This is a genomic window from Bradyrhizobium sp. (assembly GCF_052389815.1).
In the GTDB taxonomy this organism is placed as follows: Bacteria; Pseudomonadota; Alphaproteobacteria; order Rhizobiales; family Xanthobacteraceae; genus Bradyrhizobium.
This window is the reverse complement of record NZ_JBQTHN010000219.1, coordinates 1-21,065: the sequence shown is the minus strand read 5'-3', so window position 1 is coordinate 21,065 and position 21,065 is coordinate 1. Positions and strand designations below refer to the sequence as shown.

Genomic DNA, 21,065 nt, shown 5'->3' with positions numbered 1-21,065 from the left:
AGAATGGCTCTAGGGATCGAATTCGGCGGCGGACAATCGTTGATGGGGCGGGCTTCGTCAATTCCAGATGCAGGGTGAAAACGCCCAAAAATGGCTGGAAAATCCATGAATTGTCGTCACCATGTCGTTTCCGTCGGCCTCGTTTCAACCACCGCCAGCGAACCAGAAGCCTTCCATTTGCGCATCGTCCGCTACCTGCTGCTGATCCTGCTGGTGCTGTTGCTGCTGCCCTATCTGGTGGCCCCGTTCTATCGCGCCGGCCATCCGGTCTCGACGCTGATGGCCTGGCGCTGGCTGAAGGGCGCGCCGGTCGCGCGGCACTGGGTCGATCTTGGCGCGATGTCGCCGCACCTGCCGCGCACCGTGGTGGCCTCGGAGGATGCGAAGTTCTGCAGCCATTACGGCGTCGATTGGGATGCGCTGCGCGAGGTAATCGACGATGCCGAGGACGGCGAGGTGACGCGCGGCGGCTCGACCATCACCCAGCAGGTCGCGAAGAACCTGTTCCTGTGGCCGGGCCGCAGCGTGGTGCGCAAGGCGCTGGAATTGCCGCTGGCGATGTGGATCGATCTCGTGCTTCCAAAGCAGCGCATCCTCGAAATCTATCTCAACATCGCCGAGCTCGGCCCTTCCGGCCAGTTCGGCGCCGGCGCAGGCGCGGCCTATGCCTTCGGCAAGCCGCCTTCCGAACTGTCGCCGCGCGAGGCGGCGCTCCTGGCGGCGATCCTGCCCAACCCGGTCCGGCGCAGCGCGCGGCATCCCCGGCCCGGTGTGCGGCGACTGGCCGGGATCTACATGGTCCGCGCGCCCACCGCGCAGCGCTGCTGGAGCGAGGGGCGCGGATTTTGAGCCGATTCGGGTCATTTTTACCCGTTTCGGCCCTAGATTTGCGGGAGGGCATCCTCTATAAGCCCCGCCATATCGGCATCTTGCGCCCGCGCTTTTGTGAGCTGCGGGCCGTCTTATTTGGACGGTGCCTCCGCGATACCCCTAGAGGATACCGACATGGCTGTTCCCCGCAGAAAAACCTCGCCGTCGCGCCGCGGCATGCGCCGCTCCGCCGATGCGCTCAAGAAGCCGACCTATGTCGAGGACAAGGACTCGGGCGAGCTGCGCCGTCCGCACCACCTCGACCTCAAGACCGGCATGTACAAGGGCCGGCAGGTGCTGAAGCCCAAGAAAGAGGCCTGAGCAGGAGGCCTGAGGCGCGACGCCTCACGGTACCCAGACAAAAGCAGTGGGCAGTTTGCGACCCCTGCCTGAATTCGGCCATCGAGTGCGTTAAGACGGTTCCCGAGGCGGATGGATCCGCGCTCGGGAATGCGCGTTTCTCCCCTTCGCAAAGGGTCCTTGGCCATGGTCGGCTTTCCGCTGCTGCTGATTCCGCTCGCGGTCTACAACATCGTCGTGTTGCTGATGCGCGACGTGTCGCTCACTGCGCCGGTGCTGACGCTGCCGCTGATGTCGGGCGCGGAATGGCCGATCTCGCTCGGCGACATGCTGCTCGCCCTTGCCGCGCTCATGCTGCTGCTCGAGATCGTCAAGGGTGCGCGGCCGGGCGCGAAATTCCTGATGGACCACCTGCTGTCGCTGGTCGTGTTCGGCGCGGCCGCGGCGGAATTCCTCCTCCTGCCGAAGTTCGGCACCTCCGTCTTCTTCCTGCTGACCTTGTTTGCGCTGGTCGATTTCCTCACCGGCGTGACGCTGCGCCGGCGGCGCTACACGGCGGTCGCCGCGGCTCCGGTCGCGAGGAGGGCACCTCGCCAGGCCGCGCCGGAAGCGGCCGCGCCGCCGCGCGAGCCTGCGCCGGCCCCTGCTGCCCCCGCTCCCGCGCCGGTGCCCTCGGCTGCGTCGGTCGCCGAGTCCGTGTTGCTCGACCGCCCCGATCCGTCGGTGGTGCAGCCGGCTGTGCCCTCGCCGGGCATCCAGCCCGGCGACGGCGCGCATCCGTCGCCGGACACGCCGCCGCGCTGAATTCTTCTTCTCTAGACGATCTGCTTGGTCCGACGCGTCACGCTGCGCCGCTCGCTGACGTGCGGGCCGTAGGCGGCTTGCGCGTCGGCGCAGGACCCTCGGCGCAGGCTGCAGGTCTGGGGTACATGCTCGGCGGTCGCGATCAGTTGGGTAAGGAAGCTGGCATCGGGCCGGCTCACCGGCGCTATCGGCCTAACGCCCGGCTGGGCGGAAAGCGGCACGAGCGCGACAGAGGGGTTCGGGATATCCACGAACTCCGCGTCGATGATTACTTCCGGGTGCCCTGTACCTGTCATCGCCGACCTGTCACGTTTCGGGACGGTTCAATCCGCCTTTCGCTTCCCCTCGCAATAGATGTGCCCCGGCGTGGCCTTTGGTTCCCGACAGCCGCAAAACATGGTTTGCGGACTATTAATCAACTTTACCTAGGGTCACGGGCACGCATTACCCTATCCTTGGGGTGGAGAATCACCCGGGTGCCGTCCCGAAACGAGGCGACCTGATGCCGTCCGTCCCGCAAGCCGCCGACATCCTCGCCTCGCTCGGCCAGGCCAGTTTCGTCTGGGAGATCGGCAGCGACCGCCTGATCTGGAGCGAGAATGCGGCCTCGGTCTTTGCCGACATCCCCGCGGAATCGCTGGCCACCGGCGCCGAATTCGCAAAGCTGATCGAGCCCGCCCGCTCCATCCGGACCGATGCGCTGATCCATGCGCCGCCGGCGCGGCCGGACGAGGGCGTGCCCTACCGGATCGAATATGGCGTGCGCGCCACCACCGCCGTGCCCGTGATCTGGATCGAGGAGACCGGCGTCTGGTTTGCCGGCTCCGACGGCCGGCCATGGCGCGCGCAGGGAATCGTGCGCGTCAACAACGAGCGCCGCGCTCGCGACGAGCAGCTCGTGCGGCTGTCGCGGCACGATCCCCTGACCGGCGAGCTCAACCGCACCCATCTGATCGCGGCGCTCGCCGAGGCGATCGAGGAGAACACCCGCTTCCGCTCGACCTGCGCCTTCATGCTGATCGGCATCGATCATCTGTCACGCGTCAACGATGCCTTCGGCTTCGACGTCGCGGACGCCGTGATCGCGGAAGTCGCCAGTCGCATCCGCGCGCGGCTGCGTGCCGGCGACGTGCTCGGCCGCTTCTCCGGCAACAAGTTCGGCCTGATCCTGAAGAACTGCACCGTCGACGACACCAACGTCGCCGCCGAGCGCTTCCTCGCCGGCGTCCGCGACGAGGTGGTGCCGACCAACTCGGGTCCCGTATCGGTGACGGCATCGATCGGCGCGGTGAGCGTGCCGCGCTATGCCCGCAATGCCGACGAGGCGATCAACCGCGCCCAGGAAACGCTCGATGCCGCAAAGCGCCGCCGCGCCGGCTCGTTCGCGCTGTGGCGGCCCAATGTCGAGCGCGACGCGCAGCGCCGCGTCAATATCCGCGTCACCGACGAGATCGTCACTGCGCTCAACGACCGCCGCATCGTCGCGGCCTTCGAGCCGGTGGTTGCCGCGCGCTCGCGCGAGCCGGCGTTCTACGAATGCCTGGTTCGGATGGAGCAGGGCGACGGCCAGGTGCTGCTGGCGCCCGACATCGTGCCGGTGGCGGAGCGGCTCGGCCTGATCCGTCTGGTCGATCACCGCATCCTCGAGCTCGTGGTCGCCGAGCTGATCGCCTCGCCGAAGGTGCAGCTCAGCCTCAACATTTCGCCGGAAACCACCATGGATCCGGACTGGTCGGCGACGATCGAGTCGCTGATGCGCGCCCATCCCGGCGTCGCCGAGCGGCTGATCGTGGAGATCACCGAGACGGTGGCGATCCAGGACATCGACGACGTCAGGGGTTTCGTCACGCGGCTGAAGAATTTCGGCAGCCGGATCGCCATCGACGATTTTGGCGCCGGCTACACCTCGTTCCGCAACCTGCGCAAGCTCGGCGTCGACATCGTGAAGATCGACGGCGCCTTCGTGCAGAACATCGCCCGCTCCGCCGACGACCGCGCCTTCGTGCAGACCCTGATCGACCTCGCCCGCCGGCTCGACATCAAGACGGTGGCCGAATGGGTGCAGGACGAGGAAGCCGCCGTGATGCTGCGCGAATGGGGCTGCGACTACATTCAAGGCCGGCTGATCGGGCTCGCTTCGGCCGAGCGGCCGTGGGCGGCGGCAGCCGGAGCGGCGGTGCCGGCGGCGAGCTAACGACAACTGCAATTGCCAGTGTTCGTCATGCCCGGGCTTGTCCCGGGCATCCACGTCTTATCTTCGACCCCCAAAAACGTGGATGGCCGGGACAAGCCCGGCCATGACGAAAAGCTGGTGGCGATTGCGAAGAACCTACTCTTCCTTCTTCGTCTCTTTCGACATGCGCTCGAGCCGCTCCTGCATGTCCTTCATCTGCTTGCGCAGATCGTCGATGTTGCCTTCGTCGGGCGCGGGCTCCGGCGTCTTCTCGGGCTCGCCGGATCCGGTGCGCGACGGCACGAACGGTTTGAACATCGAGAAGGTCTGCTGGAACAGCTCCATGTTGCGGCGGACGTGCTCTTCGAGCGGGGCAAAGGGGGTGCCGCTGAATGTGTTGGTGAGCTGCTTGCGGAACTTTTCCTGCTCGCGAGTCAGCGTGTCGATCGACTGCTCCAGATATTTCGGCACCACCATCTGCATGCTGTCGCCGTAGAAGCGGATCAACTGGCGCAGGAAGGTGGTCGGCAAGAGGTTCTGTCCGGCCTTGTTCTCCTGCTCGAAGATGATCTGTGCGAGCACCGAGCGCGTGATGTCTTCGCCGGTCTTGGCGTCGTAGACGAGAAAGTCCTCGCCCTCCTTCACCATCGCCGCGAGATCCTCGAGCGTCACATAGGTGCTCGTGCCGGTATTATAGAGCCGCCGGTTAGCGTACTTCTTGATCGTCGTAGGTGTTTCGGATTTTGCCATGGGGTTCACACAAGACCAGCAGAGAGCGGGAACCCAGCGGCACATCCGCAGGGCCAAATGCAACGCATCGCAGCAAAGGTAAGCATTTTCAAAGGGCTTCGGCTACCGTTTTGTGCGGCACGGTTAATCTCAAGGCTTGGGGACTGCTCGACAAACTCGGCCGCCGGCTTTTTTGGATGCGGCGCGGCACGTTTTCGCTGCAGGGCGATTGACATGCCTCAACGGGGTTAACAGGATAGGAATTAAGACAGGCCCGCCACCCCGGCCCGCCCGCCGTCAAGAAACCAACCCAATAAAACCCACACAGGAGATGTCCATGTCAGACGATGTCGTCATCGTCAGCGCCGCCCGCACCCCGGTTGGCAGCTTCAACGGCGCATTCGCGACCACCCCGGCCCACGACCTCGGCGCCATCGCCATCAAGGCCGCGCTGGAGCGCGGCGGCATCGAGCCCGGACGCGTCTCCGAAGTCATCATGGGTCAGATCCTCACCGCTGCCCAAGGCCAGAATCCGGCCCGACAGGCCTCGATTGCCGCCGGCATTCCCGTGGAAAGCCCGGCCTGGGGCGTCAACCAGCTCTGCGGCAGCGGCCTGCGCACGGTGGCGCTCGGCTACCAGGCGATCCTCAACGGCGATTCCGACATCGTGGTTGCCGGCGGCCAGGAATCCATGAGCATGGCCCCGCATGCCCAGTACCTGCGCGGCGGCGTCAAGATGGGCCCGCTCGAATTCGTCGATACCATGATCAAGGACGGCCTGTGGGATGCCTTCAACGGCTACCACATGGGCAACACGGCCGAGAACGTCGCGCGACAGTGGCAGATTACCCGCGGCCAGCAGGACGAATTCGCGGTCGCCTCGCAGCAGAAGGCGGAAGCGGCCCAGAAAGCCGGCAAGTTCAAGGACGAGATCATCCCGGTCACCATCAAGACCCGCAAGGGTGACATCGTCGTCGATACCGACGAATACCCCCGTCATGGCGCGACGCTGGATGCCATGGCCAAGCTGCGGCCCGCCTTCGAGAAGGACGGCACGGTCACGGCCGGCTCGGCTTCGGGCATCAACGACGGCGCCGCTGCCGTGGTGCTGATGAGCGCCAAGCAGGCCGCCGCGGAAGGCAAGAAGCCGATTGCCCGCATCGTCTCCTGGGCCCAGGCCGGCGTCGATCCCAAGATCATGGGCTCCGGCCCGATCCCGGCCTCCCGCGCCGCGCTGAAGAAGGCCGGCTGGAATGTCGGCGACCTCGATCTCGTCGAGGCCAACGAGGCCTTCGCGGCGCAGGCCTGCGCCGTCAACAAGGACCTCGGCTGGGACACCTCCAAGGTCAACGTCAATGGCGGCGCGATCGCGATCGGCCACCCGATCGGCGCGTCGGGCGCCCGCGTGCTGGTGACGCTGCTGCACGAAATGCAGAAGCGCGACGCCAAGAAGGGCCTCGCTACGCTTTGCATCGGCGGCGGCATGGGCATCGCGATGTGCATCGCACGTGACTAAATCTCAAACATAGCGGTTCCAAGCGAAGTGGGGACCGGTTCGCGTGAAGGAAACGCGTCAAACAAATGAGCAGGTTGTGCGTTGCATGATGAAAACATCATCTGTCAAACGCGGATCAAGCTGCTAAGAATGAAATGCCCGGTCTCGCACCGGGCATTTTCGTCTCAAGCGCCTGTTTGAATTGTCTGCTTGAGAAACGTCAAAAGACCGGAAAAATTCCGGTCCATGAGAAGACTACCAAGGAGGAGACGACATGGCACGAGTTGCATTGGTCACTGGGGGAACGCGCGGCATCGGCGCGGCGATCAGCAAGGCGCTGAAGGCGGTCGGCTACAAGGTTGCGGCGAGCTATGCCGGCAACGACGCGGCGGCGGAGAAGTTCAAATCGGAGACCGGCATTCCCGTCTACAAGTGGGATGTCTCCTCATTCGACGCATGCTCCGAAGGGATCAAGAAGGTCGAAGCCGATCTCGGACCGGTGGACGTGCTGGTGAACAACGCCGGTATCACCAAGGACGGCGCATTCCACAAGATGACGCTGGATCAGTGGAACGCGGTCATCAACACCAATCTCGGATCGCTGTTCAACATGACGCGCCCGATCATCGAGGGCATGCGTGCCCGCAAGTTTGGCCGCATCATCAACATCTCCTCGATCAACGGCCAGAAGGGCCAGTTCGGCCAGGTCAATTATTCCGCGGCGAAGGCCGGCGACATCGGCTTCACCAAGGCGCTGGCGCTGGAGAACGCCAAGGGCGGCATCACCGTGAATGCGATCTGCCCCGGCTACATCAACACCGAGATGGTCCAGGCCGTGCCGAAGGAGGTGCTGGAGAAGTCGATCCTGCCGCAGATTCCAATCAATCGGCTCGGCGAGCCCGAGGAAATCGCGCGCGTGGTCGTGTTCCTCGCCGCCGACGATGCCGGCGCCATCACCGGCTCCACGCTCACCATCAATGGCGGGCAGTATATGGTGTGACGAATTCATACCGTCATTGCCTGCGACAAACGCGACGCGTTTGCGCAAGGGAGCCCTAGCGACGAAGCAATCCATTTTCGCTATTGAAGCAAGATGGATTGCTTCGCTTCGCTCGCAATGACGGACTTATGTCTCCCCGCACCGCCACCCTGATCGGACTGACCGCGATCCTGATGTGGTCGCTGCTCGCCGTCCTCACGGTGGCGACCGGAAGGATTCCAGCCTTTCAGCTCGCGGCGATGACCTTTGCCATCGGTGCGCTGGTCGCTTTCGCGAGCTTTCTCTTTCGCCCTGCTGCCTTCGCTGCCCTGAAGCAGCCGCTCGAGGCATGGGTGGTCGGCGTCGGCGGCCTGTTCGGCTATCACGCGCTGTACTTCCTTGCGCTGCGCTTCGCGCCGCCGGCGGAAGCCGGGCTGCTCAACTATCTCTGGCCGCTGCTGATCGTGCTGTTCTCCTCGCTGCTGCCCGGCGAGCGACTACTGGCGCATCACATCATCGGCGCGCTGCTTGGCCTTGTCGGCACGGTGCTGCTGCTGATGGGCGGTGGCGGCAGCGGCTTTGAGGCCGGCCAATTGCCGGGATTGATGGCGGCCTTCGTCGCCGCGTTCGTCTGGGCGTCCTACTCGGTGATGTCGCGGCGGCTCAAGGCCGTGCCGACCGATGCGGTCGCAGGCTTTTGCCTTGCGACCGCCGTGCTCGCAGCCATCGTGCACGTCTTTGTCGAAAAGACGGTATGGCCGGAAACGCTGGCGCAATGGCTTGCCATCATCGCGCTCGGCGTAGGCCCGGTCGGCGCGGCCTTCTTCACCTGGGACATCGGCATGAAGCGCGGCGACATCCGCGTGCTGGGCGCGGCATCCTACGCCACGCCGCTGCTCTCGACCGCGTTCCTGATCCTCGCCGGCTTTGCACAGGCGACTGCGACCATCGCCATCGCCGCGATCCTGATTGCCGGCGGCGGCCTGATCGCGGCGAAGGACATGTTCCGGCTCCGCGCTTAAGCGGCCGGTCTCCAACCCGGCGGCTTGTAGTAGCGTTCCGGAATCCGGCCGAGTTCGGAGCGGTGCAGCTTTTCCGGCGTGAGCCCGTAAAACTGCTGAAAGCTCATGATCAGCGGCCGCCATTTGTCGGGATCGATGCGGTTGGCCTCGCCCTCCATCATGATGGACGAATGCGCGTGTACACGGGTGATCCGCAGCTCGATCGCTGCGGCGCCTCGCCAGATATTTTCGTCCCGCGCCAGCTCGTGCACATGGGCAAGCTTAGCTTCCATCTGCACCGGACATTCCAGCGCACGCGGCGCGGCGACGGTCTCGCCGGGCTGCGACGTCAGGCCGCTCAGGCCGAACTTTTCCTTCACGTGCCGGTAGCCACGCTTGACCTTTCCGGGAGGCACCGGATCGGAGCCCGTCGTCCGCGCAAGGCGGTCGACTGCGGCGACCAGATCGGCAGAGGCCAGATTGAGCACGCATTCGCCGGAGCGAATGATGTTCTCGGTGGTCCTGGAAGAGGGATCCAGCCCCAGCATGCAGCGCCAGCCGATCCACCACGCCGAGGACATCGGTGCGAGGTTGAACGATCCGTCCTCGTTGCATGTGCCGATCAGCACGACGGGCGTGCCGAAATAGAGGATCGCCGGTTCGATCTCGATGTTTTGAATGCCGAATGTTCCGTGCATTTTCCGCTCCTATCAATGAAGCGGAAACTATTGGCGTGAACATTCGAAACCCACCCGATTCCCGATTGAAGAATTCGAGCGAATGGCAACGGATAACTGCTTATGTCGGGGCCCAGTTTTCCGCAGCGAGCTCGAACTTGGCGAACTCGAATGCCGGTGCCACGCTGCATCCGACCAGCGTCCAGTCGCCGGTGCTTTCCGCCGACTGCCATGCGCCCGCCGGCACGATCGCCTGCGGCCGCTCGCCGGCCGCGACGTTCGGGCCGAGCGTGACGGTGTGCGGCGCGCAGCCGTCATTGGCGATTCTTAGCGTCAGCGCGGCGCCGGAATAGTAATGCCAGACTTCCACCGCATCGATGCGATGCCAGTGCGAGTGTTCGCCGCGCGCCAGCAGGAAATAGATCGCAGTCGAACACGCGCGGCCCTGCGCGTCGGTGCGCACGTCGCGGAACGTCTCGCGGTAATGCCCGCCCTCCGGATGCGGCTTGAGCTCGAGCCGTGCGATGATGTCCGTGGCGGTTGCCATGATCAGGACTTGTTCTTGCGCTCGCGCAGCTCGCCGAACACGTCGGCGGGACCTGCGCCCTTCATGTGCAGCGCGGCGGCAACGGAAGGATCGTCGGCACGCAGAAACACGTTGGATTTCTTCTCTTCGCCGAGCATGACCGGGATGGTCGCCTTGTTCTGCGCCCGCAATCTTGCAACTTCCTCGGCGCGAGCCTTCAGCGCGGGATTTTCGCCGTCCACGGTCAGCGCAAACTTGACGTTGGAAGCGGTATATTCATGGCCGCAATAGAGGCTGAAATCATCGGGCAGCGCGCGCAGCTTGAGCAGCGAATCCCACATCATCGGATGCGTTCCCTCGAACACGCGGCCGCAGCCGATCGAGAACAGCGTGTCGGCGGCGAACACCGCCTTCTCCTTGTCGAATACGTAGGAGACATGATCGAGCGTATGGCCGGGCGTTTCCAGCACCCGCGCCAGCAGATTGCCGACCTTGACCACGTCGCCATTGGCGACGCGCAGGTCGACATTGGCGATCGCCGCCTTCTTGTCGTGCGGGGCGACAACGCGGCACTTGTATTTCTGTTTCAGTTCCGCAACGCCGCCGACATGGTCGTGGTGGTGGTGGGTGATGAGGATGTCGGTCAGCGCCCAGTTCTCCTGCGCCAGCGCCTTCAGGATGGGGGCGGCTTCCGGCGCGTCGATCGAGGCGGTCGCCCGGGTTTCGCTATCGTGGATCAGATAGCCGAAATTGTCGGACAGGCAGTTGAACACGCGAATTTCGGCAGCCATGATTTCTCCACGAACTTGGATCCGGGCCGGCCCCAGAGATATGGCGTTAACGTTCCTGCGGCAATGCCAATTTGGCCGCTTCGCGGGTGATGGCGGCGTGTTACATTGTGTTTGACGCGTTTTTCTCTACGCGAACCGGTATCCATCCCGCATCAAGTGCGGGACAAGCTTCGCTTGAAAACGCTATGGTGCCTGCATGGACGTCATCGATCTCCGCGATTTCTATTCGCAGCGCCTCGGCATCGTGGCGCGGCGGCTGATCAATCGCGGCATCCATGCCTGCTGGCCGGATGCCGAAGGCCAGCGCGTGCTCGGCCTCGGCTATCCGACGCCCTATCTCGGCTTGTTCCGCGACAACAGCGAGCGCTGCGTCGCCTTCATGCCGGCGGCCCAGGGCGTGCTTAAGTGGCCGACCGGGCGGCCGGCGCTCGCCGCGCTGGTCGACGAGTTTTCGCTGCCGCTGCCAGAGGCCTCGTTCGACCGCATCCTGCTCGTGCATGCGCTGGAGATGTGCGACGATCCGGAAAGCCTGTTGCGCGAGATGTGGCGTGTGCTCGCGCCCTCGGGCCGCATGATCGCCGTCGTCCCCAATCGGCGCGGCGTGTGGACGCGCACCGACAACACGCCGTTCGGACACGGCCGGCCCTATTCGCGCGCGCAGATCACGCAGCTGTTGCGGCACACCTGGTTCACGCCGGCATCGTGGGGCGAAGCGCTGTTCATGCCGCCGATCGCCAATGGCTGGTTCCTGCGCTCGGCAATGGCCTGGGAGCGCGCCGGCGAAGCGCTGTCGATGCCGTTCGCCGGCGTGCACATCGTGGAAGCGACCAAGCAGGTCTATCGCGCGCTGCCAGCGCATCGCGAGCGCGCGCGCCTGATTCCCTCGCTGCAGCCGGTGCTGATGCCTTCGCCCAGCACGCGCGGGTAGTGTCGCCCCGGCGAAGGCCTGGCGTGCGCCGGGACGACTCAGGCGACTCAAAAGAAAAGGGTGGGCACGCTTGCGCTTGCCCACCCTGAATTCCGAACGTGAAGTTCGCGCTACTTACTCACCCACGTCCTCACTCGAGGCGGCGGGCGCGGCGCCCGCCATGTTGTCCGGACGCGGTCCGCTATGCGGACGCCGGCGCCGGCGCGGATAGCGCTCGCCGCCGCCACCACCGCCTTCATAGCTGCGATCGCCGCCATTGACCTGCGGCTGCGGGCCGGTGATGAAAGAGGGCAGGCGGTCGACGCTGTCGGCGATCGCGGGCTGCGGTTGCTGCGGCTGCGGCTGCGGCTGGTACTGCGGCTGCGGGCGATGTTCGCGATGCTCCCGCTCGCCACGGTGCTCCCGCTCGCCGCGATGCTCGCGCGGCTGCTGCTGGTCGCGCTGATAGGGCTGCTGGTCGCGGTCGCGCTGGTTGTCGCGCGCAAAGGGCTGCACCTGCTGCGGTTGCGGCACGAAGCCAGGCTCCTGGCCGAACGGCGAGAAGCCGTCGCCCTCATCCTCGCTCTCGTCCACCGACATGTCGTTGTCCGGGCGCGGTTGCTGCTGGTGTTGCGGCTGGTTCTGCCGGAACTGCTCCTGCGCGGCGGCGATCAGGCGGAAATAATGCTCGGCGTGCTGGTAGTAGTTCTCGGCGGCGACGGGGTCGCCGGAAGAGCGTGCATCGCGGGCGAGCTGAACGTACTTCTCGGCGACGTGGGAGGCGGTGCCGCGGATCTTGATGTCCGGTCCGTTGGATTCGTAGACCCGCGTCATCGGGTTCTGGCCGCGCCGGTTCTGGTTATTGTTGTTGTTCCGGTTACGCATCCGCTTGTTGTTTTGACCGTTTCTCATGTGTCGCCTTTATTCCAGCCCGAAGAAGTTAACTCGAATTGCCTGCCGTGGAGCGCGCGTTCACGCACACCGAATCGGGATTGCGGTGCCGTTCAAAGCCCTGCCGATTTTGCCAACCGTCGCGTTCAACAAAGACGCGTTCCCCAACCGCCGGCGCGCTTCGCCAGCGAACAATCATTCACCTTGCCGAAGCAAGCCCAGCTCTGTTGCGTAAGTCTTCAAGCGCAATATCAGGCTTTCGTTCGCTTTGCGGTCGAGAGCTGCACAGCTTCAGCCATTGCGCTCAAAGGACCCTTGCGTTCTGGAACCGTTGATCGGTGGGCGATAGTGCCTCTGGTTTCCGCCCGCTTCGCCTGCGGGGCCAGCCAGCAACCCTGTACCGATGTTGTGGCCGGAACGTAGTCGTTCCCGGGGGCAATTCCAAGAGGTTTTTTTGCGTTCCAGTAGGACTTTATCGGGGCATTTTCCGGGCCCCGACCGCCCTCGGAATACCTCCCAGATCGGCCCTGGGAGACCGGTGGGGTGTCAGTCCCGCCGCCGCCATCAAGCCTTCAATCTCCCCGGCCTGACCCTGTCCGGCCTCCACAACCAGCACGGCGCCGGGGGCGAGGATACGGGCCGCCTGGGGGATCAGGGCCCGGTAGGCATCGAGGCCGTCCGGCCCGCCGTCCAGGGCTGCCCGCGGATCGTGGTCCCGCACCTCGACTGCGAGACCGGCGATATCGCCTGAGCGGATATACGGCGGATTCGATACGATGAGGTCGAACGTGCCGGTCAACCCCGCGGCATAGTCGCAGCGAATGAAGCTCGTGCGATCGGCGAGCCCCTGTCGCGCCGCGTTGCCGCGTGCCGTCTGCAGCGCCTCCTGCGAAATGTCGGTGCCGGTGCCGACCGCGCCGTGCAGTTCGGACAACAGCGCGAGCAGGATCGCACCGGTGCCGGTGCCGAGATCGGCAATGCGCGCGCCTTGCCGGGCGGGATTCTCGCGGAGCATCTCGAGAGCCAGCTCCACTACCGTTTCGGTGTCCGGCCGCGGCACCAGCGTTGCCGGCGACAGCGAAAGCTGCAATCCCCAGAATTCCTTGTGGCCCAGGATGCGCGCGACCGGCTCGCCGGCAAGGCGGCGGTCGGCGAGGGCGTTGAGGCGATTCGCTTCATCCGAGGTGAGCATGCGGCTTGCAGCGCGGACCATGCCGGTGAGCTCGAGGCCGAGCGCGTGACCGGTCAGAAGGCGTGCATCGAGTTCGGCGGAGTCGATGCCGGCCGCGGTGAAGCGTGCCGCGAGTGCGCGTCGCGCTGCGTCGACAGTCATCATCGGTCGTCCCTGCGAACGCAGGGACCCATACGCCCCGGCTTATCGATAAGGGTGGTCGGAGTTGTCTGTTCGCGCAACGAGTCACGCCTGTGGTTATGGGTCCCTGCGTTCGCAGGGACGACTGTGATCACGCCGCAGCACCCTGCGCCGCGAGCTGTGCGGCCTGGTGCTCAGTGGTCAGCGCATCGATCAGCTCGCCCAGCGCCTCGCCCGCGATCACCTGCGGCAGCTTGTAGAGCGTCAGGTTGATGCGGTGATCGGTGACGCGGCCTTGCGGGAAATTGTAGGTGCGGATGCGCTCGCTGCGGTCGCCGGAGCCGACTTTCTCCTTGCGGTCGGCGGAGCGCGCCGCATCCTGGCGCTGCCGCTCGGCGTCGTAGATGCGCGAGCGCAGGATGTTCATGGCGGATGCGCGATTCTTGTGCTGCGATCGGCTGTCCTGCATCATCACGACGATGCCGGTCGGGATGTGGGTGATGCGAATCGCCGATTCCGTCTTGTTGACGTGCTGGCCGCCGGCGCCGCCCGCGCGCATGGTCTCGATCCGCAAGTCCTCGTTCCTGATGTCGACGTCGACGTCCTCGACCTCGGGCAGAACGGCCACGGTCGCCGCCGAGGTGTGGATACGCCCTTGCGTCTCGGTGTCGGGCACGCGCTGCACCCGGTGCACGCCGGATTCGAACTTCAGCTTGGCGAAGGCGCCGCGGCCCTGCACCTCCGCGATGATTTCCTTGAAGCCGCCGACGGTGCCTTCGCTGGCCGAGATCACCTCGACCTTCCAGCCCTGCAGGCCGGCGAAGCGCTCATACATGCGGAACAGGTCGCCGGCGAACAGCGAGGCCTCGTCGCCCCCGGTGCCGGCGCGGATTTCCAGCACGACGTTGCGGTCGTCCATGGCGTCCTTGGGCAGCAGCGCAACGCGGATTTCCTGCGCCAGCTCGTCGCGCCTTGCCTGCAGCTCTTCGCGCTCGGCTTCCGCCATGCCGCGCATTTCCGCATCCGTCGCCGGATCGGCGAGCAGGGCTTCCGCGCCGGCGAGCTCGGCCATCACGCCGCGATAGGCCTTCACCGCGTCGATCAGCGGATTGAGGTCGGCGAGCTCGCGGGTGATTTGCACATAGCGGTCGGAGCCGACCTGGCCGAGCAGCTCGTTCTCGAGCGCGGCATGGTGGGCGAGCAGGATATCGAGTTTGGCTTCGGGCAGCATGGCAGTTCTCAAATAGCAGAAAAGACGGAGAGGCGGAGCGGGAACCGGCCCGCTACAATGACAGCCCCTCGGCTTCCGCAAATTCCGTCAGCTTCTGCTTGATCGAGACGCTGCCGGCCGGCGCATCCAGCAGCGGGTTGATCATGGCCTCCGCCTTCCTGGCGTCGAGGTCGAGGATCATCGCCTTCACCGGGCCGTGCGCGGTCGCCGACAGCGACAGCGAGCGATAGCCGAGCGCGATCAGCGCCAGCGCGCCGAGCGGCTTGGAGGCCATCTCGCCGCACAGCGAGACGCCTTTCTTCGCCGCATCGGCCTTGCGCACGATTTCGCGCAGCGCGCGCAGGATCGGCGCCGACATGGTGTCGAACCGCTCCGAGACCTTGGCGTTGCCGCGATCGACCGCGAACAGGAACTGGAACAGGTCGTTGGAGCCGACCGAGACGAAATCGACCTTCTTCAGCAGTTCGTCCATCTGGTAGAGCAGCGCCGGCACCTCCACCATGGTGCCGATGTCGATGCGCTCCGGCAGCGAGTGGCCGTGCTGGCGCAGATAGGTCAGCTCGCGCTCGACGATCGCCTTGGCGGCGTCGAACTCGGCGACCTCCGAGATCATCGGAAACATGATCTTCAGCGAGCGTCCGCCGCCGGCGCGCAGCAGCGCGCGGATTTGGCCGCGCAACAGACCCGGCCGGTCGAGCCCGAGCCGGATCGCGCGCCAGCCCAGCGCCGGATTCTCCTCGATCACCGTCTCCAGATAGGGCAGCGCCTTGTCGCCGCCGATATCGAGGGTGCGGAATGTCACCGGCTTGTCGCCGGCCGCATCGAGCACGGAGCGGTAGAGCGCGAGCTGGTCGGAGGAGCGCGGCAGGCTCGCGCTCACCATGAACTGCAGCTCGGTCCGGAACAGCCCGATGCCGGCGCTACCGGTGTCCTCGATATGCGGCAGGTCGATGACGAGGCCGGCATTTATCAAGAGCTCGACGTTCTGGCCGTCCTTGGTCTTGCAGGGCAGGTCGCGCAGCGCCGAATACTGCGCCTGGCGCCGCGCGCGCAGGCGAACCCGCTCGGCATAGGCCGATTCGATTTCCGCCGACGGCCGCACATAGATCGAGCCGGAGGTGCCGTCGACGATGATGGCGTCGCCGGGATCGGCGATGCCGGGCGCGTTCGGCACCTCGCCGATCGCGGGAATGCCGAGGGCGCGCGCCACGATCGCTACATGGGAATTGGCGGTGCCTTCCTCCAGCACCAGGCCGCGCAGCCGCTTGCGGTCGTAGTCGAGCAGCGCCGCAGGCCCCATCGCACGCGCGATCAGGATGGCGTTGTCGGGCAACTGCTCGCGCGAAGGCGCGTGGTCGCGGCCGACCAGCTGGCGCATCAGGCGATGGCCGAGATCCTCCAGGTCGTGCAACCGCTCGCGCAGATAGGGATCGGTCGAGCGCAGCATGCGCGCGCGGGTGTCGGACTGCACGCGTTCGACGGCGGCTTCCGCGGTCAGGCCGGTGCCGACCGCCTCGTGCAGCTTGTGCGACCAGCCCTGGTCGTTGGCGAACATGCGGTAGGCTTCCAGCACGTCGCGGTGCTCGCCGCCTTCGGCGACGTCGCCGCGCTCCAGCAGGCGGTCGAGATCCGAGCGCAGCTTGGCCAGCGCCGCATCCAGCCGCTTGATTTCCTTCGGCAGGTCCTCGGCGATGTAATCCTTGATCACGACGCGCGGCTCGTGCAGCACCACATGGCCGAGCGCGATGCCTTCGGAGAGCACGCTGCCGCTCTTGTGCAGGGAATGCCGCGCCGCGGGCTCTGCGCCGGGTGGCGCCAGGGCCGACAATTCGCCGGAGGCGATCATCTCCGCCAACACCATGGCGGTGGTCTGCAGCGCCTCGACCTCTTCTTCCACATAGGTGCGCTTGGCGCGGTTCTGCACCACGAGCACGCCGAGCGTGTTGCCCGCGCGCAGGATCGGCACGCCGAGGAAGGAGTGATATATTTCCTCGCCGGTTTCCGGGCGATAGGAGAAGGCCGGATGGCTCTGCGCGTCCGACAGGTTCAGCGGCGTCGCTTCGCTGGCGACGAGGCCGACCAGGCCCTCATGCGCGCTCAGCACCGTGCGATGCACGGCTTCGCGCTTCAGGCCTTCCGTGGCGTAGAGCTCGAGGGTGTTGTCGATGCGCAGCACGTAGCAGGAGCAGACCTCGGCCACCATGTTGGCCGCGATCAGCACCACCACCTTGTCGAGCCGCTCCTGTGCGGAGACTTGCTCCGCCATGGTTTCGCGGAGCCGTCTCAGCAAGACGCGGGGACCTCCCGACGCGCTCCGCATGATCAGCCAATCCTCCCCCGCAGGGCCAACCTGCCGCCTGGCCGGCCGCTGGTGTAATACTCGGACCAAACGACAATTTCATTCATTTCGGCACCGGCGCGAGCCCCATCCCGGCCGAATCGGGAACAGCAAAACCGTGCCACGGTTTGCAGGCGCTCACCTATCAGGCCGTATAACCAATCGAAGGTAGTTTTGCCAAGCAAAACGCCTGCCAGAGGCTATAACGTCTCTGTAGGACCGATGCTGCGACCGCTAAGAGAAACTTTTTCTAAACTTGGTCGAGCCCGTAGAGCGTGTGCAGCGTGCGCACTGCAAGCTCCGTGTAGGCGGCGTCGATCAGCACCGAAAACTTGATCTCAGAGGTCGTAATGGCGCGGATGTTGATGTTGCGCCCGGCCAGCGCCGAAAACGCCTGCGCCGCGACGCCGGCATGGCTGCGCATGCCGCTTCCGATCACCGAAACCTTGGCGACGTCGGTCGCGCTGTCGAGCCGCGCATAGCCGATCTTGGCCTTGGAAGCGGTGATGGTTTCCTTGGCGCGGTTGTAGTCCGCCGCCGGCACCGTGAAGGTGAGGTCGGTGGTCTTGCCGTCCTCGGAGACGTTCTGCACGATCATGTCGACGTTGATGTTGGCGTCGGCCAGCGGCCCGAAGATCGCAGCCGCAACGCCCGGCTTGTCCTCGATCTGGCGCACCGAAATCTGCGCCTCGTCCTTGGAGAAGGCGATGCCGGAGACGACGTAGCTTTCCATGATTTCCTCCTCGCTGCAGATCAGCGTGCCCGGCGGCTGGTTGGCGTGCGGGTCGATATCCTCAGGCTTGTCGAAGCTGGAGCGCACGAAGATGCGAACATTGTGCGCCATGCCGAGTTCCACCGAGCGCACCTGCAACACCTTTGCGCCCTGGGAGGCCAGCTCCAGCATGTCCTCGAACGCAATCTTGTCGAGCCGGCGGGCTTTCGGCACGATGCGCGGGTCCGTGGTGTAGACGCCGTCGACGTCGGTGTAGATGTCGCAGCGGTCGGCATGAATGGCAGCGGCAATCGCCACCGCCGAAGTGTCGGAGCCGCCGCGGCCGAGCGTGGTGATGCGGTGGGTCTGCGGGCTGATGCCCTGGAAGCCGGCGATGACGGCGACTTCCTTCCGGTCCTTGAAACGGTTGACGATCTCGGACCCGTCGATCTCGAGGATGCGGGCGGACGCATGCGCGTCGCTGGTCTTGATCGGGATCTGCCAGCCCTGCCAGGAGCGGGCCTGGATGCCCATGCCCTGCAGCATGATCGCCAGCAGGCCGGAGGTCACCTGTTCGCCCGATGCCACCACGGCGTCATATTCCCGCGCATCATGCATCGCCGAGGCGTCGCTGCACCAGGACACCAGCTCATTGGTTTTGCCGGCCATCGCCGAGACCACTACCGCCACGTCGTGGCCGGCATCGACCTCACGCTTCACATGGCGGGCGACGTTGCGGATGCGGTCGATATTGGCGACGGACGTGCCGCCGAATTTCATCACGAGGCGGCCCATGACGACGCGTGTATTCCCTTGAGTAAGGATAAGTTAGGGACATGCGCTCAAAACCGGCAGCGCCGCCACCAAAACGCGCGTATACATACGGGCGCGGTCGGGGGCAAGCGGGTTCCTGCGGGGTCTGGTGCCTGCCGCCGCGGCTGTGGCGCAGAAGCTGTCGCACAGGGGTAACTGAGGTAAGGCGTATGGGACGTTATATCGACGATATCCTGCAGCCAGGGGAAAAGGTGCTTTATTCCACCAACGCGCACTGGATCTTCTTCCTGCCGGCGATCGGCTTGTGGATTGTGGCGGCCATATTCCTCGCCCTGTCGGGGATGGTCCCGGCGGGCAGCCCGCTGATGCTGGTCTGCTGGGCGATGGCGGCGATCCTGGCCCTGTTCGCGCTCTACAAAACCTTGACCGCCTGGTTCCATCGCTGGACAACCGAAACCGACGTGACCAATCTGCGTGTGGTGCACAAGACCGGGTTCATCAAGCGGAAAACCACCGAGATCGGCGTGGACAAGATTGCCACCGTCGACGTCGAACAGACGATCATGGGACGGTTGTTCAACTACGGCGACGTCACGATCGCGACCGTCGGCGACGACGACGCGAAGATTTCCACCATCGCCTCGCCGCTGGCGTTCCGCAATTCCATCACCGCGCGATAGAATAGCCCTGTCATGTCCATGAGTTCTTCAGGCGCCACGGGACCCACGGTCGATCCGGCCGAGGTGGCGAAATTCTCGAAACTGTCGGCCGAGTGGTGGGACCCCAACGGCAAGATGGCGCCGCTGCACAAGATCAACCCGCTGCGCCTTGCCTATATCCGCGACGCCGCGTGCCGGAAATTCTCGCGCAACGCCAGGAGCCTCAATTGTCTCTCGGGCTTGCGCATGCTCGACATCGGCTGCGGCGCGGGGCTGTTGTGCGAGCCGTTCACGCGGCTGGGCGCGCAAGTGATCGGCATCGATCCCTCTGCGACCAACATTGCGGCCGCCAAGCTGCATGCCGACAAGGGTCACCTGTCGATCGACTACCGCTGCACCACCGTGGAAGAGATGGACCACCGCGAGCGCTTTGACATCGTGCTTGCGATGGAAGTCGTGGAGCACGTCGCCGACGTCGGCATGTTTGTGGGGCACTGCGCGGCGATGCTGAAGCCCGGCGGGCTGATGGTGCTCTCGACCATCAATCGCAACTGGAAGAGCTTTGCGCTGGCCATCGTCGGCGCCGAATATGTGCTGCGCTGGCTGCCGCGCGGCACCCATGAATGGAACAAGTTCGTCACCCCCGATGAGCTCGCCCGCCATCTCGCGACGAATAAGCTCGCGATCACCGAGGAGACCGGCGTCGTCTACAGCCCCTTTGCCGACAAATGGAGCCTCTCCGCCGACCTGGACGTGAATTACATGGTGGTGGCGGAGGAGATGTGAGGCGTTGACCAGCCGTCGTTCCGGGGCGCGAAGCGAACCCGGAACCTCGAGATTCCGGGTTCGATGCTGCGCATCGCCCCGGAATGACGAACAAACGGGACGAATGAATGAGCAAGCTGAGCGACGCCACCCGCAACAAGCTGAAGACGATCTCCACCGCCACGGTGGCGACCGCGCTGTTCAAGTGCGGTCTTCGCATCCAGATGATCCAGGACGTTCGCCCGCTCAGCGCGGACCAGCCAACGCTGGTCGGCGAAGCCTTCACGCTGCGCTACATGCCGGCGCGCGAGGACCTTAACAAGATCGACGTGTTTCGCGATCGCTCGCACCCGCAGCGCAAGGCGATCGAGGATTGCCCGCCCGGCGCGGTGCTGGTGATGGACAGCCGCAAGGATGCGCGCGCGGCGTCCGCCGGCGCCATCCTGGTGACGCGGCTGATGAAGCGCGGCTGCGCCGGCGTCGTCACCGACGGCGGCTTTCGCGATTCCGCCGAGATCGCGAAACTCGGCTTTCCCGCCTATCACCACCGGCCGAGCGCGCCGACCAATCTGGCGCTGCATCAGGCGATCGAGATCAACGTGCCGATCGGCTGCGGCGACGCGCCGGTGTTTCCCGGCGACGTCATCCTCGGCGATGCCGACGGCGTCATCGTCATCCCCGCGCATCTCGCCGACGAGATCGCGGACGAGACCTTCGAGATGACCGCGTTCGAGGATTTCGTCATGGAAGAGGTGCAGAATGGCCGCGGCATCTTCGGGCTCTATCCGGCGACGGACGAGAAGACGCTGACTGACTTCGCCGCGTGGCGGAAGAAGAACGGGCGGTGATCTCCTTCGCCTCTCCCCGCTTGCGGGGAGAGGCCGGATCGCATCGTTAGATGCGATCCGGGTGAGGGGGCTCTCCACGAGTCGAATTCGCGGGAACAGCCCCTCACCCCAACCCTCTCCCCGCAAGAGCGGGGCGAGGGAGTCACTATGCCTCCGCTTTATCCGCCAACCCCACCGCCCACAGCGCGAACGCGTAGACGATCGCGATCTCGTCGAGCCGGTTGAAGCGTCCCGATGCGCCGCCGTGTCCGGCGCCCATGTTCGTTCGCAGCAGCACCGGACC

At 65.2% G+C, this 21,065-nt stretch carries 21 protein-coding genes; 11 read left to right on the top strand and 10 right to left on the bottom strand.

From position 1 onward, the window contains the following. Positions 1 to 177: 177 nt before the first annotated feature. From mtgA to ACT4OC_RS29415, 3 genes are all read left to right on the top strand, one after another. Entirely contained in the window at positions 178 to 849 is a 672-nt protein-coding gene (gene mtgA / locus ACT4OC_RS29425) for a monofunctional biosynthetic peptidoglycan transglycosylase (RefSeq protein ID WP_444842586.1), read from the top strand. 156 nt (positions 850 to 1,005) lie between these two features. Continuing rightward, on the top strand, positions 1,006 to 1,191 hold the full coding sequence (rpmF, locus tag ACT4OC_RS29420) for a 50S ribosomal protein L32 (protein ID WP_291612577.1): 186 nt from the start codon (positions 1,006 to 1,008) through the stop codon (positions 1,189 to 1,191). Between the two features lie 165 nt (positions 1,192 to 1,356). Next, on the top strand, positions 1,357 to 1,974 hold the full coding sequence (locus ACT4OC_RS29415) for a hypothetical protein (protein WP_444842573.1): 618 nt from the start codon (positions 1,357 to 1,359) through the stop codon (positions 1,972 to 1,974). Positions 1,975 to 1,985: 11 nt separating this feature from the next. Here the strand turns inward: ACT4OC_RS29415 and ACT4OC_RS29410 are convergent, their stop codons facing one another. Further along, positions 1,986 to 2,270, bottom strand: a complete 285-nt coding sequence (locus tag ACT4OC_RS29410; RefSeq protein ID WP_444842572.1) for a hypothetical protein — start codon at positions 2,268 to 2,270, stop codon at positions 1,986 to 1,988. A 206-nt stretch (positions 2,271 to 2,476) separates the two neighbouring features. Between ACT4OC_RS29410 and ACT4OC_RS29405 the strand changes: the two genes are divergently transcribed. Continuing rightward, positions 2,477 to 4,168, top strand: a complete 1,692-nt coding sequence (locus ACT4OC_RS29405; RefSeq protein WP_444842571.1) for a putative bifunctional diguanylate cyclase/phosphodiesterase — start codon at positions 2,477 to 2,479, stop codon at positions 4,166 to 4,168. 135 nt (positions 4,169 to 4,303) lie between these two features. Here ACT4OC_RS29405 and phaR read toward each other — a convergent pair whose 3' ends face one another. Further along, entirely contained in the window at positions 4,304 to 4,897 is a 594-nt protein-coding gene (gene phaR, locus ACT4OC_RS29400; RefSeq protein WP_444842570.1) for a polyhydroxyalkanoate synthesis repressor PhaR, read from the bottom strand. A gap of 316 nt (positions 4,898 to 5,213) precedes the next feature. On the opposite strand from phaR, the gene ACT4OC_RS29395 reads away from it, so the two are divergent. From ACT4OC_RS29395 to yddG, 3 genes are all read left to right on the top strand, one after another. After that, entirely contained in the window at positions 5,214 to 6,392 is a 1,179-nt protein-coding gene (locus ACT4OC_RS29395) for an acetyl-CoA C-acetyltransferase (protein WP_444842569.1), read from the top strand. A gap of 253 nt (positions 6,393 to 6,645) precedes the next feature. Continuing rightward, positions 6,646 to 7,371, top strand: a complete 726-nt coding sequence (gene phbB / locus ACT4OC_RS29390) for an acetoacetyl-CoA reductase (protein ID WP_444842568.1) — start codon at positions 6,646 to 6,648, stop codon at positions 7,369 to 7,371. 128 nt (positions 7,372 to 7,499) lie between these two features. Then, the gene (yddG, locus tag ACT4OC_RS29385; RefSeq protein WP_444842567.1) at positions 7,500 to 8,372 is read left to right on the top strand and encodes an aromatic amino acid exporter YddG; all 873 of its coding nucleotides are present in this window, start codon (positions 7,500 to 7,502) and stop codon (positions 8,370 to 8,372) included. On the opposite strand, the gene ACT4OC_RS29380 is transcribed toward yddG, so the two are convergent. From ACT4OC_RS29380 to gloB, 3 genes are all read right to left on the bottom strand, one after another. Then, positions 8,369 to 9,049, bottom strand: coding sequence for a flavin reductase family protein (locus ACT4OC_RS29380; RefSeq protein ID WP_444842566.1), 681 nt, complete (start codon positions 9,047 to 9,049; stop codon positions 8,369 to 8,371). The genes yddG and ACT4OC_RS29380 overlap by 4 nt on opposite strands. Before the next feature lie 100 nt (positions 9,050 to 9,149). Continuing rightward, positions 9,150 to 9,575 (bottom strand): cupin domain-containing protein, encoded by a 426-nt coding sequence (locus ACT4OC_RS29375; RefSeq protein ID WP_444842565.1) that lies wholly within the window; start codon positions 9,573 to 9,575, stop codon positions 9,150 to 9,152. Positions 9,576 to 9,577: 2 nt separating this feature from the next. Beyond that, positions 9,578 to 10,345, bottom strand: a complete 768-nt coding sequence (gene gloB, locus ACT4OC_RS29370) for a hydroxyacylglutathione hydrolase (protein WP_444842564.1) — start codon at positions 10,343 to 10,345, stop codon at positions 9,578 to 9,580. Positions 10,346 to 10,541: 196 nt separating this feature from the next. On the opposite strand from gloB, the gene ACT4OC_RS29365 reads away from it, so the two are divergent. Next, positions 10,542 to 11,273, top strand: a complete 732-nt coding sequence (locus tag ACT4OC_RS29365; protein ID WP_444842563.1) for a class I SAM-dependent methyltransferase — start codon at positions 10,542 to 10,544, stop codon at positions 11,271 to 11,273. Positions 11,274 to 11,387: 114 nt separating this feature from the next. Here the strand turns inward: ACT4OC_RS29365 and ACT4OC_RS29360 are convergent, their stop codons facing one another. The 5 genes from ACT4OC_RS29360 to ACT4OC_RS29340 all read right to left on the bottom strand — a co-directional run bounded on the left by ACT4OC_RS29360 (position 11,388) and on the right by ACT4OC_RS29340 (position 18,531). Further along, positions 11,388 to 12,164, bottom strand: coding sequence for a DUF4167 domain-containing protein (locus ACT4OC_RS29360; protein ID WP_444842562.1), 777 nt, complete (start codon positions 12,162 to 12,164; stop codon positions 11,388 to 11,390). 451 nt (positions 12,165 to 12,615) lie between these two features. Then, positions 12,616 to 13,479: a peptide chain release factor N(5)-glutamine methyltransferase gene (gene prmC / locus ACT4OC_RS29355; protein WP_444842561.1), complete on the bottom strand. Its 864-nt coding sequence runs from the start codon at positions 13,477 to 13,479 to the stop codon at positions 12,616 to 12,618. A gap of 127 nt (positions 13,480 to 13,606) precedes the next feature. Next, positions 13,607 to 14,686, bottom strand: coding sequence for a peptide chain release factor 1 (gene prfA, locus ACT4OC_RS29350; protein ID WP_444842560.1), 1,080 nt, complete (start codon positions 14,684 to 14,686; stop codon positions 13,607 to 13,609). Between the two features lie 52 nt (positions 14,687 to 14,738). Beyond that, entirely contained in the window at positions 14,739 to 17,006 is a 2,268-nt protein-coding gene (gene ptsP / locus ACT4OC_RS29345) for a phosphoenolpyruvate--protein phosphotransferase (RefSeq protein ID WP_444842559.1), read from the bottom strand. Positions 17,007 to 17,274: 268 nt separating this feature from the next. Further along, positions 17,275 to 18,531 carry an aspartate kinase gene (locus ACT4OC_RS29340; RefSeq protein WP_444842558.1) on the bottom strand — a complete coding sequence of 419 codons (1,257 nt, stop codon included), beginning with the start codon at positions 18,529 to 18,531 and terminating at the stop codon, positions 17,275 to 17,277. A 188-nt stretch (positions 18,532 to 18,719) separates the two neighbouring features. Here ACT4OC_RS29340 and ACT4OC_RS29335 point away from each other — a divergent pair, with 188 nt between their 5' ends. The 3 genes from ACT4OC_RS29335 to ACT4OC_RS29325 all read left to right on the top strand — a co-directional run bounded on the left by ACT4OC_RS29335 (position 18,720) and on the right by ACT4OC_RS29325 (position 20,782). Further along, entirely contained in the window at positions 18,720 to 19,190 is a 471-nt protein-coding gene (locus ACT4OC_RS29335) for a PH domain-containing protein (RefSeq protein WP_444842557.1), read from the top strand. A 12-nt stretch (positions 19,191 to 19,202) separates the two neighbouring features. After that, complete coding sequence (gene ubiG, locus ACT4OC_RS29330) at positions 19,203 to 19,955, top strand: bifunctional 2-polyprenyl-6-hydroxyphenol methylase/3-demethylubiquinol 3-O-methyltransferase UbiG (protein ID WP_444842556.1); 753 nt, start codon at positions 19,203 to 19,205, stop codon at positions 19,953 to 19,955. 107 nt (positions 19,956 to 20,062) lie between these two features. Then, on the top strand, positions 20,063 to 20,782 hold the full coding sequence (locus ACT4OC_RS29325; RefSeq protein ID WP_444842555.1) for a ribonuclease activity regulator RraA: 720 nt from the start codon (positions 20,063 to 20,065) through the stop codon (positions 20,780 to 20,782). The last annotated feature ends 283 nt before the right edge of the window (positions 20,783 to 21,065 follow it).

Coding starts and splice junctions, on each gene's coding strand:
- rpmF (WP_291612577.1), top strand. CDS start 1,006: ATGGCTGTTCCCCGCAGAAAAACCTCGCCGTCGCGCCGCGGCATGCGC.
- ACT4OC_RS29380 (WP_444842566.1), bottom strand. CDS start 9,049: ATGCACGGAACATTCGGCATTCAAAACATCGAGATCGAACCGGCGATC.
- ACT4OC_RS29375 (WP_444842565.1), bottom strand. CDS start 9,575: ATGGCAACCGCCACGGACATCATCGCACGGCTCGAGCTCAAGCCGCAT.
- ptsP (WP_444842559.1), bottom strand. CDS start 17,006: ATGCGGAGCGCGTCGGGAGGTCCCCGCGTCTTGCTGAGACGGCTCCGC.
- ACT4OC_RS29360 (WP_444842562.1), bottom strand. CDS start 12,164: ATGAGAAACGGTCAAAACAACAAGCGGATGCGTAACCGGAACAACAAC.
- ACT4OC_RS29410 (WP_444842572.1), bottom strand. CDS start 2,270: ATGACAGGTACAGGGCACCCGGAAGTAATCATCGACGCGGAGTTCGTG.
- gloB (WP_444842564.1), bottom strand. CDS start 10,345: ATGGCTGCCGAAATTCGCGTGTTCAACTGCCTGTCCGACAATTTCGGC.
- ACT4OC_RS29405 (WP_444842571.1), top strand. CDS start 2,477: ATGCCGTCCGTCCCGCAAGCCGCCGACATCCTCGCCTCGCTCGGCCAG.
- phaR (WP_444842570.1), bottom strand. CDS start 4,897: ATGGCAAAATCCGAAACACCTACGACGATCAAGAAGTACGCTAACCGG.
- yddG (WP_444842567.1), top strand. CDS start 7,500: ATGTCTCCCCGCACCGCCACCCTGATCGGACTGACCGCGATCCTGATG.
- ACT4OC_RS29325 (WP_444842555.1), top strand. CDS start 20,063: ATGAGCAAGCTGAGCGACGCCACCCGCAACAAGCTGAAGACGATCTCC.
- ACT4OC_RS29365 (WP_444842563.1), top strand. CDS start 10,542: ATGGACGTCATCGATCTCCGCGATTTCTATTCGCAGCGCCTCGGCATC.
- ACT4OC_RS29415 (WP_444842573.1), top strand. CDS start 1,357: ATGGTCGGCTTTCCGCTGCTGCTGATTCCGCTCGCGGTCTACAACATC.
- ACT4OC_RS29335 (WP_444842557.1), top strand. CDS start 18,720: ATGGGACGTTATATCGACGATATCCTGCAGCCAGGGGAAAAGGTGCTT.
- ubiG (WP_444842556.1), top strand. CDS start 19,203: ATGTCCATGAGTTCTTCAGGCGCCACGGGACCCACGGTCGATCCGGCC.
- prmC (WP_444842561.1), bottom strand. CDS start 13,479: ATGATGACTGTCGACGCAGCGCGACGCGCACTCGCGGCACGCTTCACC.
- prfA (WP_444842560.1), bottom strand. CDS start 14,686: ATGCTGCCCGAAGCCAAACTCGATATCCTGCTCGCCCACCATGCCGCG.
- ACT4OC_RS29340 (WP_444842558.1), bottom strand. CDS start 18,531: ATGGGCCGCCTCGTGATGAAATTCGGCGGCACGTCCGTCGCCAATATC.
- phbB (WP_444842568.1), top strand. CDS start 6,646: ATGGCACGAGTTGCATTGGTCACTGGGGGAACGCGCGGCATCGGCGCG.
- ACT4OC_RS29395 (WP_444842569.1), top strand. CDS start 5,214: ATGTCAGACGATGTCGTCATCGTCAGCGCCGCCCGCACCCCGGTTGGC.